This is a genomic window from Natrinema pallidum DSM 3751 (assembly GCF_000337615.1).
GTDB lineage: Archaea > Halobacteriota > Halobacteria > Halobacteriales > Natrialbaceae > Natrinema > Natrinema pallidum.
The window spans coordinates 14,725-30,092 of record NZ_AOII01000072.1 but is presented as its reverse complement, the minus strand read 5'-3'; the positions used below and the strand labels follow the sequence as shown (position 1 = coordinate 30,092).

Below are 15,368 nucleotides of genomic sequence, written 5' to 3'. Positions count from 1 at the left end.
CGCTCTCGATTCTCCCTTTTTCTCATCGCCGCGGAGTGACGACGCTCCTCGAGAGCCCGCGCGACGGCGCTCCCGTCCGCACGATCTCGAGCGCCGCGGTACCGGCAACGACGGCCGGGCAACGCCATCGTCATACCGTTCCGGCCGATAGCACAGGCGAATGCCTGCCGGTGGACACGAAAACGCTGGCTATCGACGCCTGTTCGATCGCGACGGGCTGACCTTCGGTGCCGGCTTTCCGCTCACGGGAGCGACCCGTTCGTCGCCGACCATCGACGACGAACTGCACCTCGCGAAGCACGCCGAGTCGGTCGGGTTCGACGGGCTCTGGGCTCGCGATGTCCCGACCTACTGGCCGGCGTTCGGTGATGCCGGCCAGACGTTCGAGACGTGGTCGTGGCTCTCGCACGTCGCCGCCCACACCGACGACATCGCGCTGGGGACCTCGAGCGTCGTGCTCACGCTCCGCCATCCCCTCCACGTCGCGAAGTCCGCGGCGACGGTCGACCGCCTCTCGGACGGTCGGCTCGTCCTCGGCGTCGCCTCCGGCGACCGCGACCCCGAGTACCCCGCCTTCGACGTCGATCGCGAGGAGCGTGGCCACCTGTTCCGCGAGTCCGTCGAGACGATTCGCGCCGTCTGGCGCGAGGACTTTCCCGAACTCGAGGGGCGATGGGGACGGCTCGAGGGCGATCTCGACGTGGTTCCGAAGCCGACGACGGAGACGTTGCCGCTGCTCCCGACCGGCCACGCCCGGCAGTCCCGGGAGTGGATCGCCGAGCACGGCGACGGCTGGCTGTTCTATCACCTGCCCGAACGGACGCTCGAGGACTACCTCGTGGACTGGCGCGAGGTCGCCGGCGAGAAGCCGTTCGCTATCGCCGTCCGGGTCGAGTTGGCCGACGATCCGACGGCCGAGCCGGAGCCGCTCCACCTCGGCTTTCACGCCGGCGTCGAGTGGTTCCGGGCGTACTTCGCCCGACTCGCGGACGCCGGGCTCGACCACGCGATTATCGGCCTCCAAAACGACGACCGGGAGGCGGCGCTGTCGACGTTCGCCGACGAGATCATCGGCGAACTGTAGTCGCGTTCGGTGGCAGTACTTCGAGCGAGGTCCGGAACCCACCCCCCGATGCGTTTCACGGCCGCTCCGTTAGGCCCGGTTTTCGCCGCCGAAGCTCGCCGACGGACCGCGTTCGTCAGGACTCGCTCGCGTTCGAAGCCGGCACTGCCCCCGACTGCCCGGTCGTGACCGAGCGTTGCTGTCCCGACCGCGTATCGGGGACCGTGACCGTAAGCTCGCGCTCGGCTTCGATGCGGATGTCGTCCCCCCGCGCATCGATCGCGACCAGTCCGGTGATCGTCCCCCCGCCGTCGACCGAGTCCGGCGGGACCCCGATCGTCACGGCGTCGACCCGCTCGCCCGGTCCCAATCCCCCGGTCCCGCCGTCGATGACGAACCGGGTGCCGTCGATCGATTCCCCGTCGACCGACTGAAGGCGGAACGGGTCGACGGTCAGTGCGACCGTGAGCGACGCCGGACACTGATTGCTGAGATCGAACCGGACGGGCGGGTGGCGCGGACCCCCGCCGAACAGCACGCCGTCGTCCTCGTCCCCGTCCTCGGTCAATCCGAGGTAGGCGTGTGCGTCGCCGACGGGGGCGACGCGAACGTCGCGATCGGCGTCCGCGCTCGAGAACCCGAACGTCTCGACGGCGAGGACGCTACTCGAACCGGCGATCAGGGCCAGCGCGGCACGCCGAGTTCGTTTCATGGGCCGTTCGTATCCAGTGGGTTCGCTGGCGGGGGCACTGCCGATGGCACGTGCGGTCTCGAGGCCGCGCCGACCGGTCGACGCGCCATCAGCCGTCCAGGTCCGTTTCGTCCCGGTACTCGAGGGCCACGGCCGACGGGTCGTCGCCGATTCCGAGTCGGGTTCGGCGCGCATAGTAGCGGTGGGCGACCGCGGAGACGCCGAAGGAGACGACGACGAACAGCCCCCACGCCGACGGCGAGAGCGACGCGAACGGGCCGGGTCCGAACGACACGACCGCAAATACGAGGCCGGAAAGCACCACCAATCCGAGATAGTAGTCGCTCCAGGGAATCTCGCGCCCACGGACGATGTCCATGTAAATTTCGACGTCCTCGAGGGCTGGGGTCGGTTCGACCGTTCCCCGGTCGCGGTCGAAATCGACGACGCCGGCCTCGTCCATCTTCGGGAGATGCGACTGGCGAAGCGCCGTGTACACCCGTTTGCGGTCGCTGCTCGAGACCGCCGTGAGTTCGATATCGTCCTCACAGGCGGCGATCTCCTGCGAGAGGGTACCGATGTCGAGCCGTTCGTCCGCCCGCATCAACTCGTGGAGGATGTACCGCCGTCGTCGGTTCGAGAGGATCGTAAAGAGTTCGTCCTCGGTGAGCGAGTCGGCCGCCGCCGAGGCGTTCGTCCCCATTTCGTCCGATTCGGGGTCCGGGTCCGGTTTCGATGCGTCAGCGTCCCCGGACGGTTCGATCTGAGTTGCCCCCATTTCGGATCGGTGTACTACATTCCCCGATAAAAATGTTGGGACATAAATAAGTAATTGCCCGTGGCCGGTTCGAAAATCCCGTGTTCATCGACTCCTTTCTCCTGTGGCGACCGGTATCGTGAGACGAAATCCTGGCAGACCGACGTGTCAACCGTCGATAGACCGTCTCCCGACGCTACAGGGACGACCGGAAACGGGAGTCAACGATCCCGATACCGCACTGATCGGTCGGTCAGTGACCCGTTACCTCCGAACCAACGGACACCGGGCCGTAGGGCATCCGATCTTGAATCCCGCTTCGGGCGGGTCAATCGAGCATAGCCGCTCGTTCCGAGCCGGTCGGGGAACGGTTGAATACGCCGAAGGAGGAGTTGAGAGGTCGGACACGAACGTATTACAATATCCCTTGTCAGCCATCCCTGATCCGTGATCCCCGCGGCGGGGATCAGACGCGACGAGTCGCAGCAGAGGCGACGAGCGGTCACACGCGAGCGACACACGACAACGGAGCATTCACCAATGCAACGACGCAAATTCGTCATCGGAATGGGAGCACTGGCATCGGGAACAGCCGCGGTTATCGGTACCGGCGCATTCTCGAGCGTCGAGGCCGACCGACAGGTCGACGTGCAGGTCACCGAGGACGCCAACGCGTACCTCGGACTGGACAACTCGGGGGAGGCGAACGATATGTACTTCGACACGACCGGCGACGAGTACGCCGTCGACTTCACCGACTCCGGCAACGGCGGCAACGGCGTGAACCCGAACGCGGACACCGTCGCCGAGGACGTGTTTACGATCACGAATCAGGGGACTCAACCCGTCGAGGTCAGTCTGAGCGGGTCGGGTGACCTGAGTACGCAGTTACCGGGGAGTATCTCGGCACCGGGCTCGGACGGTCTCACCGTCGCGCTCGCGGAGGACGACGGCGATGGTGACGACACCTACGAACTCGGGGTCGGCAAGTCGGTCAACGTGGACTTCGCCATCAACTCCGGGACGTCGAACCTCTCGGGGACGCTGACGATCGGAGCGGAGGCCTGACGAGGTCGCCGAGTATGAATCGGAGACGGCTGTTGGCCGGACTCGGCGCGGTCGCTACCAGCGGCGTCGCGCTCGGGACGGGTGCGTTCACGAGCGCCGAAGCCGATCGATCGGTCGGGGTCACCGTCGCCGACGAGGATCAGGCGTACCTCGCACTCAGCCCGACGCAGGCGGCGAATGCGACGTTCGTCAACCAGGACAGCGGCGCCAACAATGAACTTTCGATCGACATCAACGATGCGACTGGAACGGCGGACAACGGCGACGGCGTCGGGCCGAATTCGGTCTACGAGTTCGACGAACTGTTCCGGATCGAGAACCAGGGCACCCAGGAGATCGAGGTGTCGATCGGTGAGTTGGCGGACGGCGACTTCGACCCGACTGCGAGTGGACTGACCGTCCAGTTCTACCCCGGGACCGACGTCGATAGCCCACTTCACGACGATCCCATCACCCTCGAAACGGGCACCGCGCAAGTGATCGGCCTCAGAATCGAGACCGGAGAGTCGGCCGTTGAGAACTTCGATGCGGACGCGACAGTGAGGGCCAGGGCAACCTAACAGGCCGTCCACATTTCTTTCTGACTCGATAAAAAATGGGGCCCAGCTTCGACGATTGGTCCACTCCCACGGATGCGACCACGGGTATCCCCACCTCGAGTCATCGGTGGAAGGGGCGACAGGCCGAGTTCGGACCCGATCGGCGGTGGCCTCGAACTGTGAGGGACACGCTTCTATCCACTCGGTATGATACCTATCACAAATGTATAAATAGTATAATATTGCTGCACTAGATGAGACATGATTCGGCGAGGGGTGATACGAGGGGGCCAGGTCGTTGTACTGGTTACCCTCGGTGCTCTCGTCGTCGGGCAGCTACTCGGGCAGCCGGTCCTGCTGGGATTCGTCGAAACGGGGAGCATGGAGCCGACGATCGATACCGGCGATGGGTTCGTGGCGCTCCCCAGCGAACTGACCGACGATCCCGAGCCGGGCGACGTCATCGTCTTCGAGGCGACGAAAATCCAGGGCGGCGGTCTCACGACTCATCGGGTCGTCGAGGAGACCCCGCAGGGCTACGTCACGCGCGGGGACGCGAACCCGTTTACTGATCAGGACAGCGGCGAGCCCCACGTCCGGGACGCCCAGATCGTCGCCGAAGGCTGGCGAGTGAACGGCGAGGTCGTGACGGTGCCGCTGCTGGGGACGACCGTGATGACGGCAGGTGAGACGATCGAGCGCATCGGGACCCGACTCGGCGTCAGCGAATCCGGCGACGCGTCGGCACTCGCGCTGCCGATCCTCGGACTCTCGGTCGTCCTCTACGCCGTCGAAACGGTTCGCGAGCGGCGCTCTCCCTCCCTCGAGTCGAGGGGGACCGACGACGGGCGCGGGACCGGAGACGGCTGGACCGATCCCTGGTTGCTCGCGGTGGGGTTCGCGCTTCTGATCGTTCTCGCCGCCGCCGCGGCGATGATCGTCCCGGCCGGAACTCAGTCCTACGACGTCATCAGCGCGGAGTTCGAGTCGGACCGCCCGCTGGTGATCGAGCGAGGGACGACCGACGAGGTCCCCTATTCGATTTCCAACGGCGGGCTCGTTCCGACGCGGTCCTACGTCGAGTCCGGCGACGAGAACGTCCGCCTCGAGCCCGAACGGGCGACGGTCGGGCCACGCGGAGAGAGGACGGTTGCGGTTTCGATCACGGCCCCGGACGAAACGGGCCACTACCCGACGTACGTCACCGAGTATCGCTATCTGTGCGTCCTTCCAGCGCCGGTCATCGACGCACTCTACGAGTGCCACCCGTGGCTCCCGTTCGCGACGATCGTGTCGCTGCTCGGAGGCGGGAGTTATCTGCTGAGTCGACGGCTCGTCGGTCCGGGCGACGCCCGCTCGAAACGGGCGGCGATCCGCAGTCGGTGTACAGGGGCGCAATCGCTTGTCCGGCGGTTGTACTGAGACCGCGTATCAGAGCACGACCTATGTGGTTCCGATCGACCGAAACTGACGGCGCGACGGAGGAACGAACGAGGGCGGACGCGGAGCATCGGGTGCGACTCCGCGTCCTGCTAGCGACGTATCGAACGGGGGCCGTCGTTGTCCTGGTTTGCCTACTCGCAGCGGGTGCGTGGGTGAGTTACGGCGCCTACGCGGCCCCGACTGGGGAGGCGGAAACGGCCCGTCAGGTCGAGACGACCTGGACCGCCACGGGGAACATCTCGCATGGCGCTTCCGTCACCGAACCGACCGCGGTCTATCCGGCGGGGGCGCGACTCGAGAACGAACCGCTGTACTACTCGGCGGTCAGTCCGACGGTCAACGGAACGTTCGTGGGGGGCTATGCGGCCGACAGCGCCGCGGACGTGAGCGTCTCCCTGACGGTCGAGTTGGTGTATCAGTCGGTCGACCCCGACAACGGGACCGTGTACTGGCGCGAGCGCGAACCGCTCGCGGCGACGAACGAAACGGCGGTCCAACCGGGCGAGCCCGTCACCGCGGCGTTCGACGTCAACGTCTCCGCCGTCACGGCACGGATCGACCGGATCGAATCCGACCTCGGGGCGAGTCCCGGGGAAACGGAACTCCTCCTCGTCCTCGAGCGAGGGATCGACGGGACGATCGACGGCGCGGAGCGGTCGGTCGCGGAGGACTATACGGTCCCGATCGCCGTCGCGGACGGGACCTATCGAGTCGAGGACGGAGCGAGCGACGCGTACGACGAGTCCTACGAGGAGTACGAAGCCGTCTCCGCGTCCCCCGCTGCTGGCCCCATGCGATCCCTCGGCGGACCGTTGCTCGTCGCGGCCGGGCTCGGCGGCCTCGGTGCGCTCGTGGTCGCCTCGCGTCGGTTCGGGGAACCGACGGCGGCCGACCGCGAGTGGCTCGCGTACCGCGACGACCGCGAGCAGTTCGACGAGGTCATCACGGTCCTACTGCTTCCCGACGCGGCGCTCGAGGGGCCTCAGGCGCACGTGGACACCCTGGCGGCGCTGGCCGCGTACGGTATCGACGTCGACACCGCGATCGTCTTCGACCCGGACCGGTCGGTATACGCCGTTCGCCGTGACGACTTCGTGGCCGTCTTCGAACCGCCGCGACCGCCGTCGATTGCGGTCGACGACGACATCAGTGACCGGCCGGACTCGAGTTCCGAGACCGGGTCCGAAGCGGACGCGGCCGGTGACGGGGGCCCGGCTCCGAGCGAGCGCCGGAATCACACGCGACCGACCGGCGCGGATGCGCCGACAGCGGGCGAACCCGGCGAGGAGGACTGAGCGACAGTCGGCCTCGCTCCGCACCGTCTCGAGTACGGTCGCGGACCCGTCGTGTCTGGTGGACGCGGTCACGTGATCGAGCCCGTCGGCCACCGTCGCTCTGCCCGCGTCGACTGATCGCTGATGTCCGAATCGGCGATCGAAATCACGACGCCAACGTGGATGACAACGGCCGACGGTGAACGTGCTGGACTGGGCCGGGCGACCGTCCGGTCCGCTCGTCACCACTCGAGGCGGTCGCCGAGTGCCGGCGCGGCGGCGTCGAGGCCATCCTCGCGAAGCGCAGCGGCGAACGCCTCGCAGCGGTCACCGTGATTGACGAGGATTCGTGCGTCCTCGTAGCCCGCGAGGAACGTCCGGAGCCCGTCGCGGTCCGCGTGTGCGGAGAAGTCGTACTGCTCGACCTGCGCGCTGATCGGCAGCGTTCGGCCGTCGATGTCGGCGCTGCCGGTCTCGAGCAGATCCCGGCCGGGCGTCCCCTCGACCTGGTAGCCGGTCATCGCGATCTTGTTCGTCGGATTCGCCCGAATTTCGGGAATATAGGTCATCGCAGGGCCCCCGGACAGCATTCCGCTGGTGGTGATGATCGCTGCCTTCTGTTCAGTAATCCGCTTTCGCTGACCGTTACGTCCGGTGACGAACCGCGCGTGGGATTTCGCTCGTTGAAACGCATCTGCGTCGCGAACGAACTCGGGATACTGCTGAAGCATCTCGGTCACCCGTTGCCCCATCCCGTCGACGTAACACGGGATGTCGTACGCGTCACAGATGAGCATCATCTCCTGTGTCCGGCCGATCGCGAACGCGGGGACGACGACTGTCCCCCCTTCCCAGAGCGTCGTCTCGACGCTCTCGGCGAATCGCTCCTCCACCACGGATCGGTCCGCATGCTCCACGTCGGAGTATGTGCTCTCGCAAATGACGATGTCGGCATCGGGTCGTGCAGTCGTCCCCGAAACCAAACGTTGATCGTCAGTGTGGAAATCGCCCGTGTAGAGCAGCCGTGTCTCCCCATCGTCAACGAGCACGTGAGCGCTTCCCGGAATGTGTCCTGCGTTGTAGAACGTCACGTCATAGCCAGCCGCTTCGAAGGAGTCCCGATACGCGTGTGTTTTCGACACCTGTGTAACGCGCTTGAGATCGGTCTCGGTGAACGGGCAGTTGTATGATCCCCCGTGTAGTTTGAGTGTGTCCCGCGCGAGCGTCAGCGTCAGCTCGTACGTCGGGGGGGTCCAATGAATCGACGGCCGTGCGTCACCGGAAAGCAGGGACGGGATCGTCCCGACGTGATCGAGATGTCCGTGCGAAACAACGACTGCATCCGGGGTCGGTGTTTGTACCGGAAACTGCGGCGGTGTGTCCGTCACCATCCCGAAATCGAGTAGGAGAGAATCGTCCACGAGAATGGCGCTTCGGCCGATCTCACGTGCGCCGCCGAGAAACTGAATGTCCATTACCGGACGTATGCTCGCCAACTGCTTTTCTTCGTCGATCGACCCGCCGTTATCCGTAGAGGGTGCCCACACAACCGAGGGCGATATTCGAACCCAACCCAGATCGTCGGCCGAAGACTCTCGCCGAACTCGCGTTCGATCTCCTTGCGGGGCGGTCGAGCCATCCCGGCCCGTCACCGATCTCGAAGTCGATCCCGCTCGCTCGCCGGGCCACGGGTCCGCGACCCGTCGACATCCGGTCGGGTCGATCGGTCCTCGGTGTCGAGGACTCGCTCGAGTTCCCGTTCGAACGCCTCGTCGTCGAGGTTGCCGTCGACGTACCGGGAGCGAACGCGTTCTTCGGGATCGGGGCGGTTTTCGGTCGGGGTGTCCGAGCTGTTCCCGGCGCTCGAGTCCGAACCGAACAGCGAGAGCAGTCCAACGGCCGCCAGCGCGAGCACCGACAGGACGGCCAGCGTCAGGACCAGCGAGAGGACGGCCGCGATCACCGAGAGGGCGATGCCGACGATCGTGCCGACGACGCTCAGCACGACGATCACGAGGACGAGTGCGCCGAGCCCTTTGAGCAGGACGGAACTGAGACGTCCCATACTCGTCGTTCGGTCGACGAGCACAAAAACCACGCGGGGCCGCCACTCGAACCCGGCGTCGCCGACGTGGGAACGTCAGGGACTGTTCGAGCGACGGTCGTCCGCGCCGGCCGGCGGGAGCGTGGTCCGTTCGACAAGCCCGATGAGATAGACGTCGAGCAGACAGACCAGGAGGATCGTCAGTGGGATGGCCACGTCCGTGTAGCTCACGGCGTCGAACTGCAGTGCGGTTACCACGAACGGCTCCTCGAGGCTGAGCGCACCCGAGACGGTTCGCGCGCTCAGGAACACGAGCGCGAGGCCGTAACAGAGGAACCAGATCCCGCCGCGCTTCCATCGGCCGAGATAACAGTGACCGAGTCCCGCGACGAGGACCGACAGCGGGTATGCCGGCCAGACCGGTCGCGACAGTTCGCTCATCGGGGCTCTCTACGGTCCGGAGGACAATCGGTGTTGCCCTTCGCTGCGGGTCGCTATCCCCGATAGCGCTGAATATCGAACCGGTTGTAGCCGCCGTATGCAAGTTCGAGCGAGCCGATCCACCAGTTCCACCGTTCCGGCGGGGTCCCTTCGGGAGCGTCGGCCAGCTCCTCGAGGACGATCTCGTTGGTCAGGGCGGTCCCGACGTCCGATTCGTACGCGCCCGAGTCCGCGAGATCGACGGCTTGCCGGACGACGACCCGCGATTGGTCCGTCGTCCCGCCGAACTCCTCACGCAGGCGACCCTCGAGTCGCTCGGAGTCGATGAACACGGCTCGAGGTAGGCGTTGCAGCTACTTGACTGTTCGAGCGGGACTTGCGGAGACGGGCGTAGAGGGATCGCGGTCCAGTTCGGTGGCCGGGAGGACGGCTCGAGCGTTGCGAGAGCCGTCCGACCCGGGGGAGGGCAGGCGCTCACTCGATCCGACCGCGAGCGACCGCAGGGAGCGAGCGGGCCGACGACCGATGTGGAGTGAACGCAGTGAACGAAACGGAGGGAGGAGTGCTTTTCATCCAAGTTTTGCCGAGGGTCGGCGAAGCCGGCCCGCAGCGCAAAAGTTGGGTGACGATCGATGATCTTTTGAGCGACGGCCGTCTTCCGTCGGGCATGGCAAGTTTCACTGTCGTTGTCGGCGACCCGGAGTCCGGGTTGGCCCACCAGCTCGAGGCCGAGGAACAGGACGCGAACCGCTTTATCGGGAAGTCCATCGGCGAGGAAGTCGACGGGAGCGCGGTCGGGCTCGACGGCTACACGCTCGAGATCACCGGCGGCTCCGACGAGGCCGGCCGCCCGCTCACCGACGAGGTTGCGGGACCGAACCTGAAGGAAGTCATGATGAAAGACGAGCAGACGGGCTACAAACCGTCCCGTGACGGCGAGCGACGCCGGATCACCGTCCGCGGCCGCGAAGTGTCCGACGCCGTCGCCCAGATCAACGCCTCGATCGTCGACCGCGGCAGTACCGACGTCGACGAACTGCTCGGCGACGACGGCGACGACGAGTAAGTCGCCACCCGCATTCATTCGTTTGCAATGACTGACAGAGTTGCGAGCGACCATCCCTCGGTCCCGACTGTCCGGTCGACGTGTACGGAGACGGCGACGGGCGTCAAACTCGAGGTGCCAGCCGACGACCGCGAGGCGTTCCCGACCGACGAGGTCGTCCGAGTCGTCCTCGACGGCAAGGAACTGTTCGCGCGAGTCGAACGGGCGTTGACCGGCGACGACCTGTCGATCCCGGGCGTCTACGACACGCCGGACCTGGCTCGAGACCCCAGCGGCGGGACCGACCGACTCACCGAGTGGACCGCCGACCACGACGTTCCGGCGGGCGGCTCGGTCCTGATCGACGTCGTCGAACCCGAGTTCCTTTATGGTCTCCGCTCGCCCGGCGAGACGACCTACTACGACGCACGCGAGCCGCCAACCGAGAGCCTGAGCGAGATCGCGGACAGCCTCGAAGACGAGTAGCCCGAGTTACAGTCGCGGGAGGACGGCGGACAGCAAGAGCCCGAAGGCGAGGTGTCGGACCATCGTCCGTTCGACGGTCGAACGCACGTACGCCTCGTCGGCGATCGAGTACTCCTTGGTTCGAACCTTGGCGTGCATCGACAGTACGTCCGCTTCCTCTAACTCGTGGAGGGTCGGATAGACGGTCCCCGGACTGAGTTGTGTCTCGAAGAGGGAGGTCAACGCCGAGATGAGTTCCTTGCCGTGGGTCTCCCCGTGAAGCGCGATGAGCACCAGGAGGAGTTCCTCCAGATTGTCCCTGACGATGGCCTCGTCGAACTGGACATCGTCGGCCGGGAACGCTCCGTGGACTTGCTCTATGAGTTCGTCGAGTTGCCGTTCGATGTCTTTCGGTGCGTCCTCAGTCGACTCGAGGGCGGGATCGGACGGGTTCGACTGACTGTCCGTGAGTATGCTCCTCGTGAGTTCGTCGAGCACGGATTCGACGGTGCGGCTGTTTTCATACATTGACGATCACTGGTGGAGGTCGTGAGATGGTCGTCCTCGGCCGCCGGCTGTGGTCGACCAACGGGGGAGCGAGCGCGGGATGGAGATACGACTACTGAGCCCGTGTCACTGTGACGTATTAAGCGGCAGGGAAACGAACGGTCATCCGACCTCATAAATTAAGATATCGTGTTGAAAACGACAAATGTTAACTGCTAACACGACTGTACCCGGACGGGTGACCGTTGGTCCGGTGTCGGTCCCGAACGGAGCGACGCGAATACCGCCCTTTTTCCACGTCGAGCATCAATCCGTGGCCATGAGTAACCCACGCGAGGAGTTTCTGGCGGGCGACCGCCTCGAGGACGTTGCGCTGTTTCTGGCGGACTCTTACGTCTCGGACGATCGACTCGAACGGTTCGGCGATCGCGTTGACGACGGGATCGTGATCGTGGTCGACGGCGAGCGCGGCCGGAGCGCCTTTCAGGCGGCGACGGGAACCGGTGCGATGGAGTTCGCCAAGTCCGCAATGAGCAACGAGGGGGAGATCACGGCCGATCTGGCGGGCGGTCGGTGTCCGGACGCGGCGGACGACGAGGAGCACGCGGTTCAGTTCGTTTTCGCGTTCGCCGAGGATCAAAACGAGGAGGTCGGCGGCATCTACGCCGACGGTGCCGTCGTCCACGCCTACGCCCAGTGTACGTGCGGAACGGCGTTTTCGGATCGGTGGAACGTGACCGACGAGACCGACAAGTAGTCCCGAGTCGAGTCGGGAGCCTCCGTACAGCGGTCAGGTCGCGCTGTCGTCGGCTTCCGCGGCCGCTTCCGTAACGACGTCACGGAAGGCGTCGAGGATGACGCGTTTCGTCACGGCACCCCGCGTCGTCCAGTGGTTCGCGTAGTCGAGCATGTCGTCGTAGATGTCGGGCTTGCAGCCCGCGGCCTTGGGGTGGCCGCCGCCGTTGACCTTGCCCGCGACCTCGTGGCAGCGTTCGAACTCGTCGGTTCCGCGAATCGAGGCTGAACCGGCGGGCTTGACGATGATCGAGGCGTCGGCACCGCGTTCACGCATCGCCTCCGCGACCTCGTTTTGCGAACAGCGACCGTAAGTGATCCCGACCGTGTAGCCGCCGATCTCGCGGAGTTCGGCCCGGCCAACGGCTTGATCGATGAGTGCCTCCTTCTCGACGCGGCGCTCGGCGATGTACTCCTCGACCCATTCGGGGAGGTCGACGCCGTACTCGCGGACGACCTCGACGTACTCCCCGGGATCGGTCCAGTACGCGTAATCCGCGAGGTCGTCGCTGCGCGGGTCCTCGCGTAGCCAGAGGTCGTGGTCCCTGGTCACGGCGGCCAGTTCTTCGTACATCGGCCCGAACCCGTACTCGAGCGAGCGAGCGACCACGTCGGCGCTACACTCCTCGTCGGAATCGCCGATCACGAGGTCGACTCCGGCCTCCCGGACCGCCCGTGCGACGTCGTCGCCCCACTGATGGTGGTCGTACCACGCGAGACGGTCGGCGATCTCGAGCGCGGCCGCGAGTTCCTCCTCGACGTACTCGTACCGATCGGGCGCGAGATCGCACACGAAGATATCGATCCCGTTGTCGCCGTACTCGGCAACGCGAGCCAGCGCGTCCTCCACGTCGTGGGGACTGGCAGGGAGCAACGCGACGCCGTGGGGCGTCGGCTCGGGCTCCTCGAGCGGTTCGCCGGCCGCGTCCGTCGCGTCGCCCTCGATCTCGTCCGGTTCCGGGACGTTCCGCACGTCGTCGTAGGCCTCTCGAATGAGCGCGACACAGGCCAGCCCGTCGGCGTCCGGATCGGCGATGACCGCAGCGTCGGCCCCCTCGAGTGCGGCCTCGGTTCGTTGCTCCGTGAGGTCGTCCTCGAGCGCATCGGGCAGGAAGAAACCGGTCCCCGGCAGGACGGACTTCCGCGAGAGCGACAGATCGCCACTCCGAATGAGTTCGTCGTACATGCTGCGTACTGGGAGACCGCCCGGGAAGTAATCGCCGGTCTCGCGGCTCGTCGCTCGGTCGCTGCGCCGAGTCGTCGTGCGACGCCGCCCGAGCCCGGACACGCGTCTCCGACGCGCTCGTCGATCGTCACCGCCGGTCGGCGAGCGCGGTCGTATGGGACGGGCGGTCAGGCGACGGTCGCGTTCCCGTCGTCCCCGTCGTCTTCGCCCGCGGGCGCGAGTTGCCGCACCGTTAGTACGGGGACCGGCGAGGTGCGAACGATCCGTTCGGCGACGCTGCCGAGCAGGAGACGGTTCTCGCCGTGACGACCGCGGGTGCCGGTCGCGACCACGTCGGCGTCGACCTCGCGGGCGTAGTCGCAGATCTCGGCGGCGGGCCGTCCCTCGCGGACAGCCGTCGTCACGTCCCTATCCGCCCGCTCCTCGACGGTCGTGAGCGCGGCGTCGGCGGTCGTCTCGAGCGCGGTGCGGAGTTCGTCCCGGAGCTGCTGGGGTGAGGCGTCGACCTCGCTGGCGTCGATCACCGAGAGCGCGTGGACCTCGGCATCGAACCGGTCGGCGAGATCGAGCGCGATGTCGACGGCCCGTTTCACGCTGTCGGAGCCGTCGGTGGCGACCACGACCGTATCGAACATATGTAGCGGTTACGCTCACGGTTGCTTAAAGACCCCCGTTCGATCGGGCCGTGGCAGCCGACCCGTCGCCGGAGTGGTGGGGTGGCTTTTTTGTGACCGGCCACCCACTGCCGCGTATGGACGCCAGCGAGCCGTTTACCGTCGACACCGTTCTCGCACCGGTCGACGGGAGCGACGAGTCAGCCACCGCCGTCGAATACGCCGTCGCCGTCGCCGACCGCTACGACGCCTCCGTCCACGCGCTGTTCGTCCTCGGACGCGGCGTCGTCCGGGGACTGGACGCCGGTACGGTCGACGAGACCGCCGTCGCGGAGAACACGCAGGGGTTTTTCGATGATATCGGCGACATCGCCGCTGACGCGGACGTACCGCTTGCGACCTCCGTCGACGAGGGCTTCTCGCAAACGCGGAAGACGCGTCATCCGGGCAACGTCGTGCTCGACACCGCCGACGACATCGACGCCGACTTCATCGTCCTCCCCCGGGAACCGGTTACCGAAACCGAAGCGGAGGTCCTCGAGAAAGCCGCCGAGTACGTCCTCTCCTACGCGAGCCAACCCGTCCTCTCGGTCTAACCGTCTCAGTTGTTGCAAATACGATTTCGTTATTCGTAGGCGACCACCTGGCCGTGGATGTCGTGGGTGTTCAGCGCGTCTCGCGGCCCCTCAGCCGAGAGGTACGAAACGCCACCGACGCGATACTCGTGTAGTTCTGCCGTCGTCGGTGCGGACGATACGGGCCGTCACGCGGACGTTGTCGTACATCATTCGCACTCCTCCTTGATGCCCGTCTCCGGGTCGATGTCGTCACCGAGTCGCTGGCGGTCACGTTCTTCGATTTCGGCCTGCTGTTCGTCGGTGAGTTCGCTCCATGTCGCGCCCGTATCCCACGGGTTCCAGCCGAACAGCGCGGTCACTTCGTCAAGCCGCTTTTCGACCTGCCGGATGTAGAAGCGAGCCTCTTCGATGTTGTGCTTTTCGGGTGTCTCGCCGCGCTCCAGGGCGACCTTGATGGACGAAGTCAGTTCGGCGAGTCGGGCGACATCGCTCCGGGTGGACTCCGCGGGGTGCCGGAAATATTCCACCAGGCAGTCACAAGCGAGGGATTCAGCCTTCTCGGGATCGACGTCCTCACCGCTCATCAGAAGTCACCCGAGAAGTCCTTGCGGCCGAAGATGAGCGATCAGCGCACGCGAAGCCGTCCTCAAACTTCGCGCACTCGTCACAGTTATCTTCAGTAGTCGATTCGACCGTCGTGCCGGAGGGTTGAAGTCCGGCGAGGGCGGATATCTTCATGGGTTTCTGGCCTCAGAAGCCCGGCCTGGATGGCTCCAACACCCAGGCGTTTCCTATGACGGTCACGCCCCGAGAGGCCGGACTTTCTTCGCACCTTCTGCTATGTAGCATACCGCATTA

19 protein-coding genes are annotated in these 15,368 nt (G+C 65.8%); 9 read left to right on the top strand and 10 right to left on the bottom strand.

The genetic code is table 11. The features are described from left to right. The first annotated feature begins 160 nt into the window (after nt 1-160). Entirely contained in the window at nt 161-1,084 is a 924-nt protein-coding gene (locus C487_RS11660; protein WP_006185966.1) for a TIGR03571 family LLM class oxidoreductase, read from the top strand. 115 nt (nt 1,085-1,199) lie between these two features. On the opposite strand, the gene C487_RS11655 is transcribed toward C487_RS11660, so the two are convergent. Further along, on the bottom strand, nt 1,200-1,775 hold the full coding sequence (locus C487_RS11655) for a hypothetical protein (protein WP_006185965.1): 576 nt from the start codon (nt 1,773-1,775) through the stop codon (nt 1,200-1,202). An 88-nt stretch (nt 1,776-1,863) separates the two neighbouring features. Then, nucleotides 1,864-2,532 (bottom strand): DUF7344 domain-containing protein, encoded by a 669-nt coding sequence (locus C487_RS11650; RefSeq protein ID WP_006185964.1) that lies wholly within the window; start codon nt 2,530-2,532, stop codon nt 1,864-1,866. A 519-nt stretch (nt 2,533-3,051) separates the two neighbouring features. On the opposite strand from C487_RS11650, the gene C487_RS11645 reads away from it, so the two are divergent. From C487_RS11645 to C487_RS11630, 4 genes are all read left to right on the top strand, one after another. Continuing rightward, nucleotides 3,052-3,579 carry a hypothetical protein gene (locus tag C487_RS11645; protein WP_006185963.1) on the top strand — a complete coding sequence of 176 codons (528 nt, stop codon included), beginning with the start codon at nt 3,052-3,054 and terminating at the stop codon, nt 3,577-3,579. Between the two features lie 14 nt (nt 3,580-3,593). Beyond that, nucleotides 3,594-4,139: a DUF1102 domain-containing protein gene (locus tag C487_RS11640; protein ID WP_006185962.1), complete on the top strand. Its 546-nt coding sequence runs from the start codon at nt 3,594-3,596 to the stop codon at nt 4,137-4,139. Nucleotides 4,140-4,379: 240 nt separating this feature from the next. Beyond that, a complete protein-coding gene (locus tag C487_RS11635) occupies nt 4,380-5,540 on the top strand; it encodes a signal peptidase I (RefSeq protein ID WP_152422504.1) in 1,161 nt (386 codons plus the stop codon). 23 nt (nt 5,541-5,563) lie between these two features. After that, on the top strand, nt 5,564-6,856 hold the full coding sequence (locus tag C487_RS11630) for a DUF5305 domain-containing protein (protein ID WP_006185959.1): 1,293 nt from the start codon (nt 5,564-5,566) through the stop codon (nt 6,854-6,856). Nucleotides 6,857-7,077: 221 nt separating this feature from the next. On the opposite strand, the gene C487_RS11625 is transcribed toward C487_RS11630, so the two are convergent. The 4 genes from C487_RS11625 to C487_RS11610 all read right to left on the bottom strand — a co-directional run bounded on the left by C487_RS11625 (nt 7,078) and on the right by C487_RS11610 (nt 9,652). Beyond that, nucleotides 7,078-8,310 (bottom strand): MBL fold metallo-hydrolase, encoded by a 1,233-nt coding sequence (locus C487_RS11625; RefSeq protein ID WP_006185958.1) that lies wholly within the window; start codon nt 8,308-8,310, stop codon nt 7,078-7,080. 173 nt (nt 8,311-8,483) lie between these two features. After that, nucleotides 8,484-8,900 carry a hypothetical protein gene (locus tag C487_RS11620; RefSeq protein WP_049908111.1) on the bottom strand — a complete coding sequence of 139 codons (417 nt, stop codon included), beginning with the start codon at nt 8,898-8,900 and terminating at the stop codon, nt 8,484-8,486. Between the two features lie 75 nt (nt 8,901-8,975). Next, on the bottom strand, nt 8,976-9,320 hold the full coding sequence (locus C487_RS11615) for a hypothetical protein (protein ID WP_006185955.1): 345 nt from the start codon (nt 9,318-9,320) through the stop codon (nt 8,976-8,978). 53 nt (nt 9,321-9,373) lie between these two features. Continuing rightward, nucleotides 9,374-9,652, bottom strand: coding sequence for a hypothetical protein (locus C487_RS11610; protein WP_006185954.1), 279 nt, complete (start codon nt 9,650-9,652; stop codon nt 9,374-9,376). A gap of 335 nt (nt 9,653-9,987) precedes the next feature. Here C487_RS11610 and C487_RS11605 point away from each other — a divergent pair, with 335 nt between their 5' ends. Both C487_RS11605 and C487_RS11600 read left to right on the top strand, forming a co-directional pair. Next, nucleotides 9,988-10,386 carry a 30S ribosomal protein S6e gene (locus C487_RS11605; RefSeq protein WP_006185953.1) on the top strand — a complete coding sequence of 133 codons (399 nt, stop codon included), beginning with the start codon at nt 9,988-9,990 and terminating at the stop codon, nt 10,384-10,386. 27 nt (nt 10,387-10,413) lie between these two features. Continuing rightward, complete coding sequence (locus tag C487_RS11600; protein WP_006185952.1) at nt 10,414-10,851, top strand: DUF7112 family protein; 438 nt, start codon at nt 10,414-10,416, stop codon at nt 10,849-10,851. Nucleotides 10,852-10,857: 6 nt separating this feature from the next. Here C487_RS11600 and C487_RS11595 read toward each other — a convergent pair whose 3' ends face one another. Beyond that, nucleotides 10,858-11,358, bottom strand: coding sequence for a PadR family transcriptional regulator (locus tag C487_RS11595; RefSeq protein WP_006185951.1), 501 nt, complete (start codon nt 11,356-11,358; stop codon nt 10,858-10,860). Between the two features lie 298 nt (nt 11,359-11,656). Here C487_RS11595 and C487_RS11590 point away from each other — a divergent pair, with 298 nt between their 5' ends. Continuing rightward, nucleotides 11,657-12,094 (top strand): DUF5807 family protein, encoded by a 438-nt coding sequence (locus tag C487_RS11590; protein WP_006185950.1) that lies wholly within the window; start codon nt 11,657-11,659, stop codon nt 12,092-12,094. A gap of 33 nt (nt 12,095-12,127) precedes the next feature. On the opposite strand, the gene C487_RS11585 is transcribed toward C487_RS11590, so the two are convergent. Together C487_RS11585 and C487_RS11580 are read right to left on the bottom strand one after the other, a co-directional pair. Beyond that, nucleotides 12,128-13,318, bottom strand: a complete 1,191-nt coding sequence (locus C487_RS11585; RefSeq protein WP_049908110.1) for a DHH family phosphoesterase — start codon at nt 13,316-13,318, stop codon at nt 12,128-12,130. Between the two features lie 167 nt (nt 13,319-13,485). After that, entirely contained in the window at nt 13,486-13,953 is a 468-nt protein-coding gene (locus C487_RS11580) for a universal stress protein (protein ID WP_006185948.1), read from the bottom strand. Between the two features lie 116 nt (nt 13,954-14,069). Here C487_RS11580 and C487_RS11575 point away from each other — a divergent pair, with 116 nt between their 5' ends. Then, nucleotides 14,070-14,528, top strand: a complete 459-nt coding sequence (locus tag C487_RS11575) for a universal stress protein (protein ID WP_006185947.1) — start codon at nt 14,070-14,072, stop codon at nt 14,526-14,528. A gap of 188 nt (nt 14,529-14,716) precedes the next feature. Here the strand turns inward: C487_RS11575 and C487_RS11570 are convergent, their stop codons facing one another. After that, complete coding sequence (locus C487_RS11570) at nt 14,717-15,094, bottom strand: hypothetical protein (protein WP_006185946.1); 378 nt, start codon at nt 15,092-15,094, stop codon at nt 14,717-14,719. Nucleotides 15,095-15,368 lie beyond the last annotated feature (274 nt).

What these genes read in the sequence shown, in the direction of transcription:
- C487_RS11660 (WP_006185966.1), top strand. Translation starts at nt 161, where the DNA reads ATGCCTGCCGGTGGACACGAAAACGCTGGCTATCGACGCCTGTTCGAT.
- C487_RS11655 (WP_006185965.1), bottom strand. Translation starts at nt 1,775, where the DNA reads ATGAAACGAACTCGGCGTGCCGCGCTGGCCCTGATCGCCGGTTCGAGT.
- C487_RS11650 (WP_006185964.1), bottom strand. Translation starts at nt 2,532, where the DNA reads ATGGGGGCAACTCAGATCGAACCGTCCGGGGACGCTGACGCATCGAAA.
- C487_RS11645 (WP_006185963.1), top strand. Translation starts at nt 3,052, where the DNA reads ATGCAACGACGCAAATTCGTCATCGGAATGGGAGCACTGGCATCGGGA.
- C487_RS11640 (WP_006185962.1), top strand. Translation starts at nt 3,594, where the DNA reads ATGAATCGGAGACGGCTGTTGGCCGGACTCGGCGCGGTCGCTACCAGC.
- C487_RS11635 (WP_152422504.1), top strand. Translation starts at nt 4,380, where the DNA reads ATGATTCGGCGAGGGGTGATACGAGGGGGCCAGGTCGTTGTACTGGTT.
- C487_RS11630 (WP_006185959.1), top strand. Translation starts at nt 5,564, where the DNA reads ATGTGGTTCCGATCGACCGAAACTGACGGCGCGACGGAGGAACGAACG.
- C487_RS11625 (WP_006185958.1), bottom strand. Translation starts at nt 8,310, where the DNA reads ATGGACATTCAGTTTCTCGGCGGCGCACGTGAGATCGGCCGAAGCGCC.
- C487_RS11620 (WP_049908111.1), bottom strand. Translation starts at nt 8,900, where the DNA reads ATGGGACGTCTCAGTTCCGTCCTGCTCAAAGGGCTCGGCGCACTCGTC.
- C487_RS11615 (WP_006185955.1), bottom strand. Translation starts at nt 9,320, where the DNA reads ATGAGCGAACTGTCGCGACCGGTCTGGCCGGCATACCCGCTGTCGGTC.
- C487_RS11605 (WP_006185953.1), top strand. Translation starts at nt 9,988, where the DNA reads ATGGCAAGTTTCACTGTCGTTGTCGGCGACCCGGAGTCCGGGTTGGCC.
- C487_RS11600 (WP_006185952.1), top strand. Translation starts at nt 10,414, where the DNA reads ATGACTGACAGAGTTGCGAGCGACCATCCCTCGGTCCCGACTGTCCGG.
- C487_RS11595 (WP_006185951.1), bottom strand. Translation starts at nt 11,358, where the DNA reads ATGTATGAAAACAGCCGCACCGTCGAATCCGTGCTCGACGAACTCACG.
- C487_RS11590 (WP_006185950.1), top strand. Translation starts at nt 11,657, where the DNA reads ATGAGTAACCCACGCGAGGAGTTTCTGGCGGGCGACCGCCTCGAGGAC.
- C487_RS11585 (WP_049908110.1), bottom strand. Translation starts at nt 13,318, where the DNA reads ATGTACGACGAACTCATTCGGAGTGGCGATCTGTCGCTCTCGCGGAAG.
- C487_RS11580 (WP_006185948.1), bottom strand. Translation starts at nt 13,953, where the DNA reads ATGTTCGATACGGTCGTGGTCGCCACCGACGGCTCCGACAGCGTGAAA.
- C487_RS11575 (WP_006185947.1), top strand. Translation starts at nt 14,070, where the DNA reads ATGGACGCCAGCGAGCCGTTTACCGTCGACACCGTTCTCGCACCGGTC.
- C487_RS11570 (WP_006185946.1), bottom strand. Translation starts at nt 15,094, where the DNA reads ATGAGCGGTGAGGACGTCGATCCCGAGAAGGCTGAATCCCTCGCTTGT.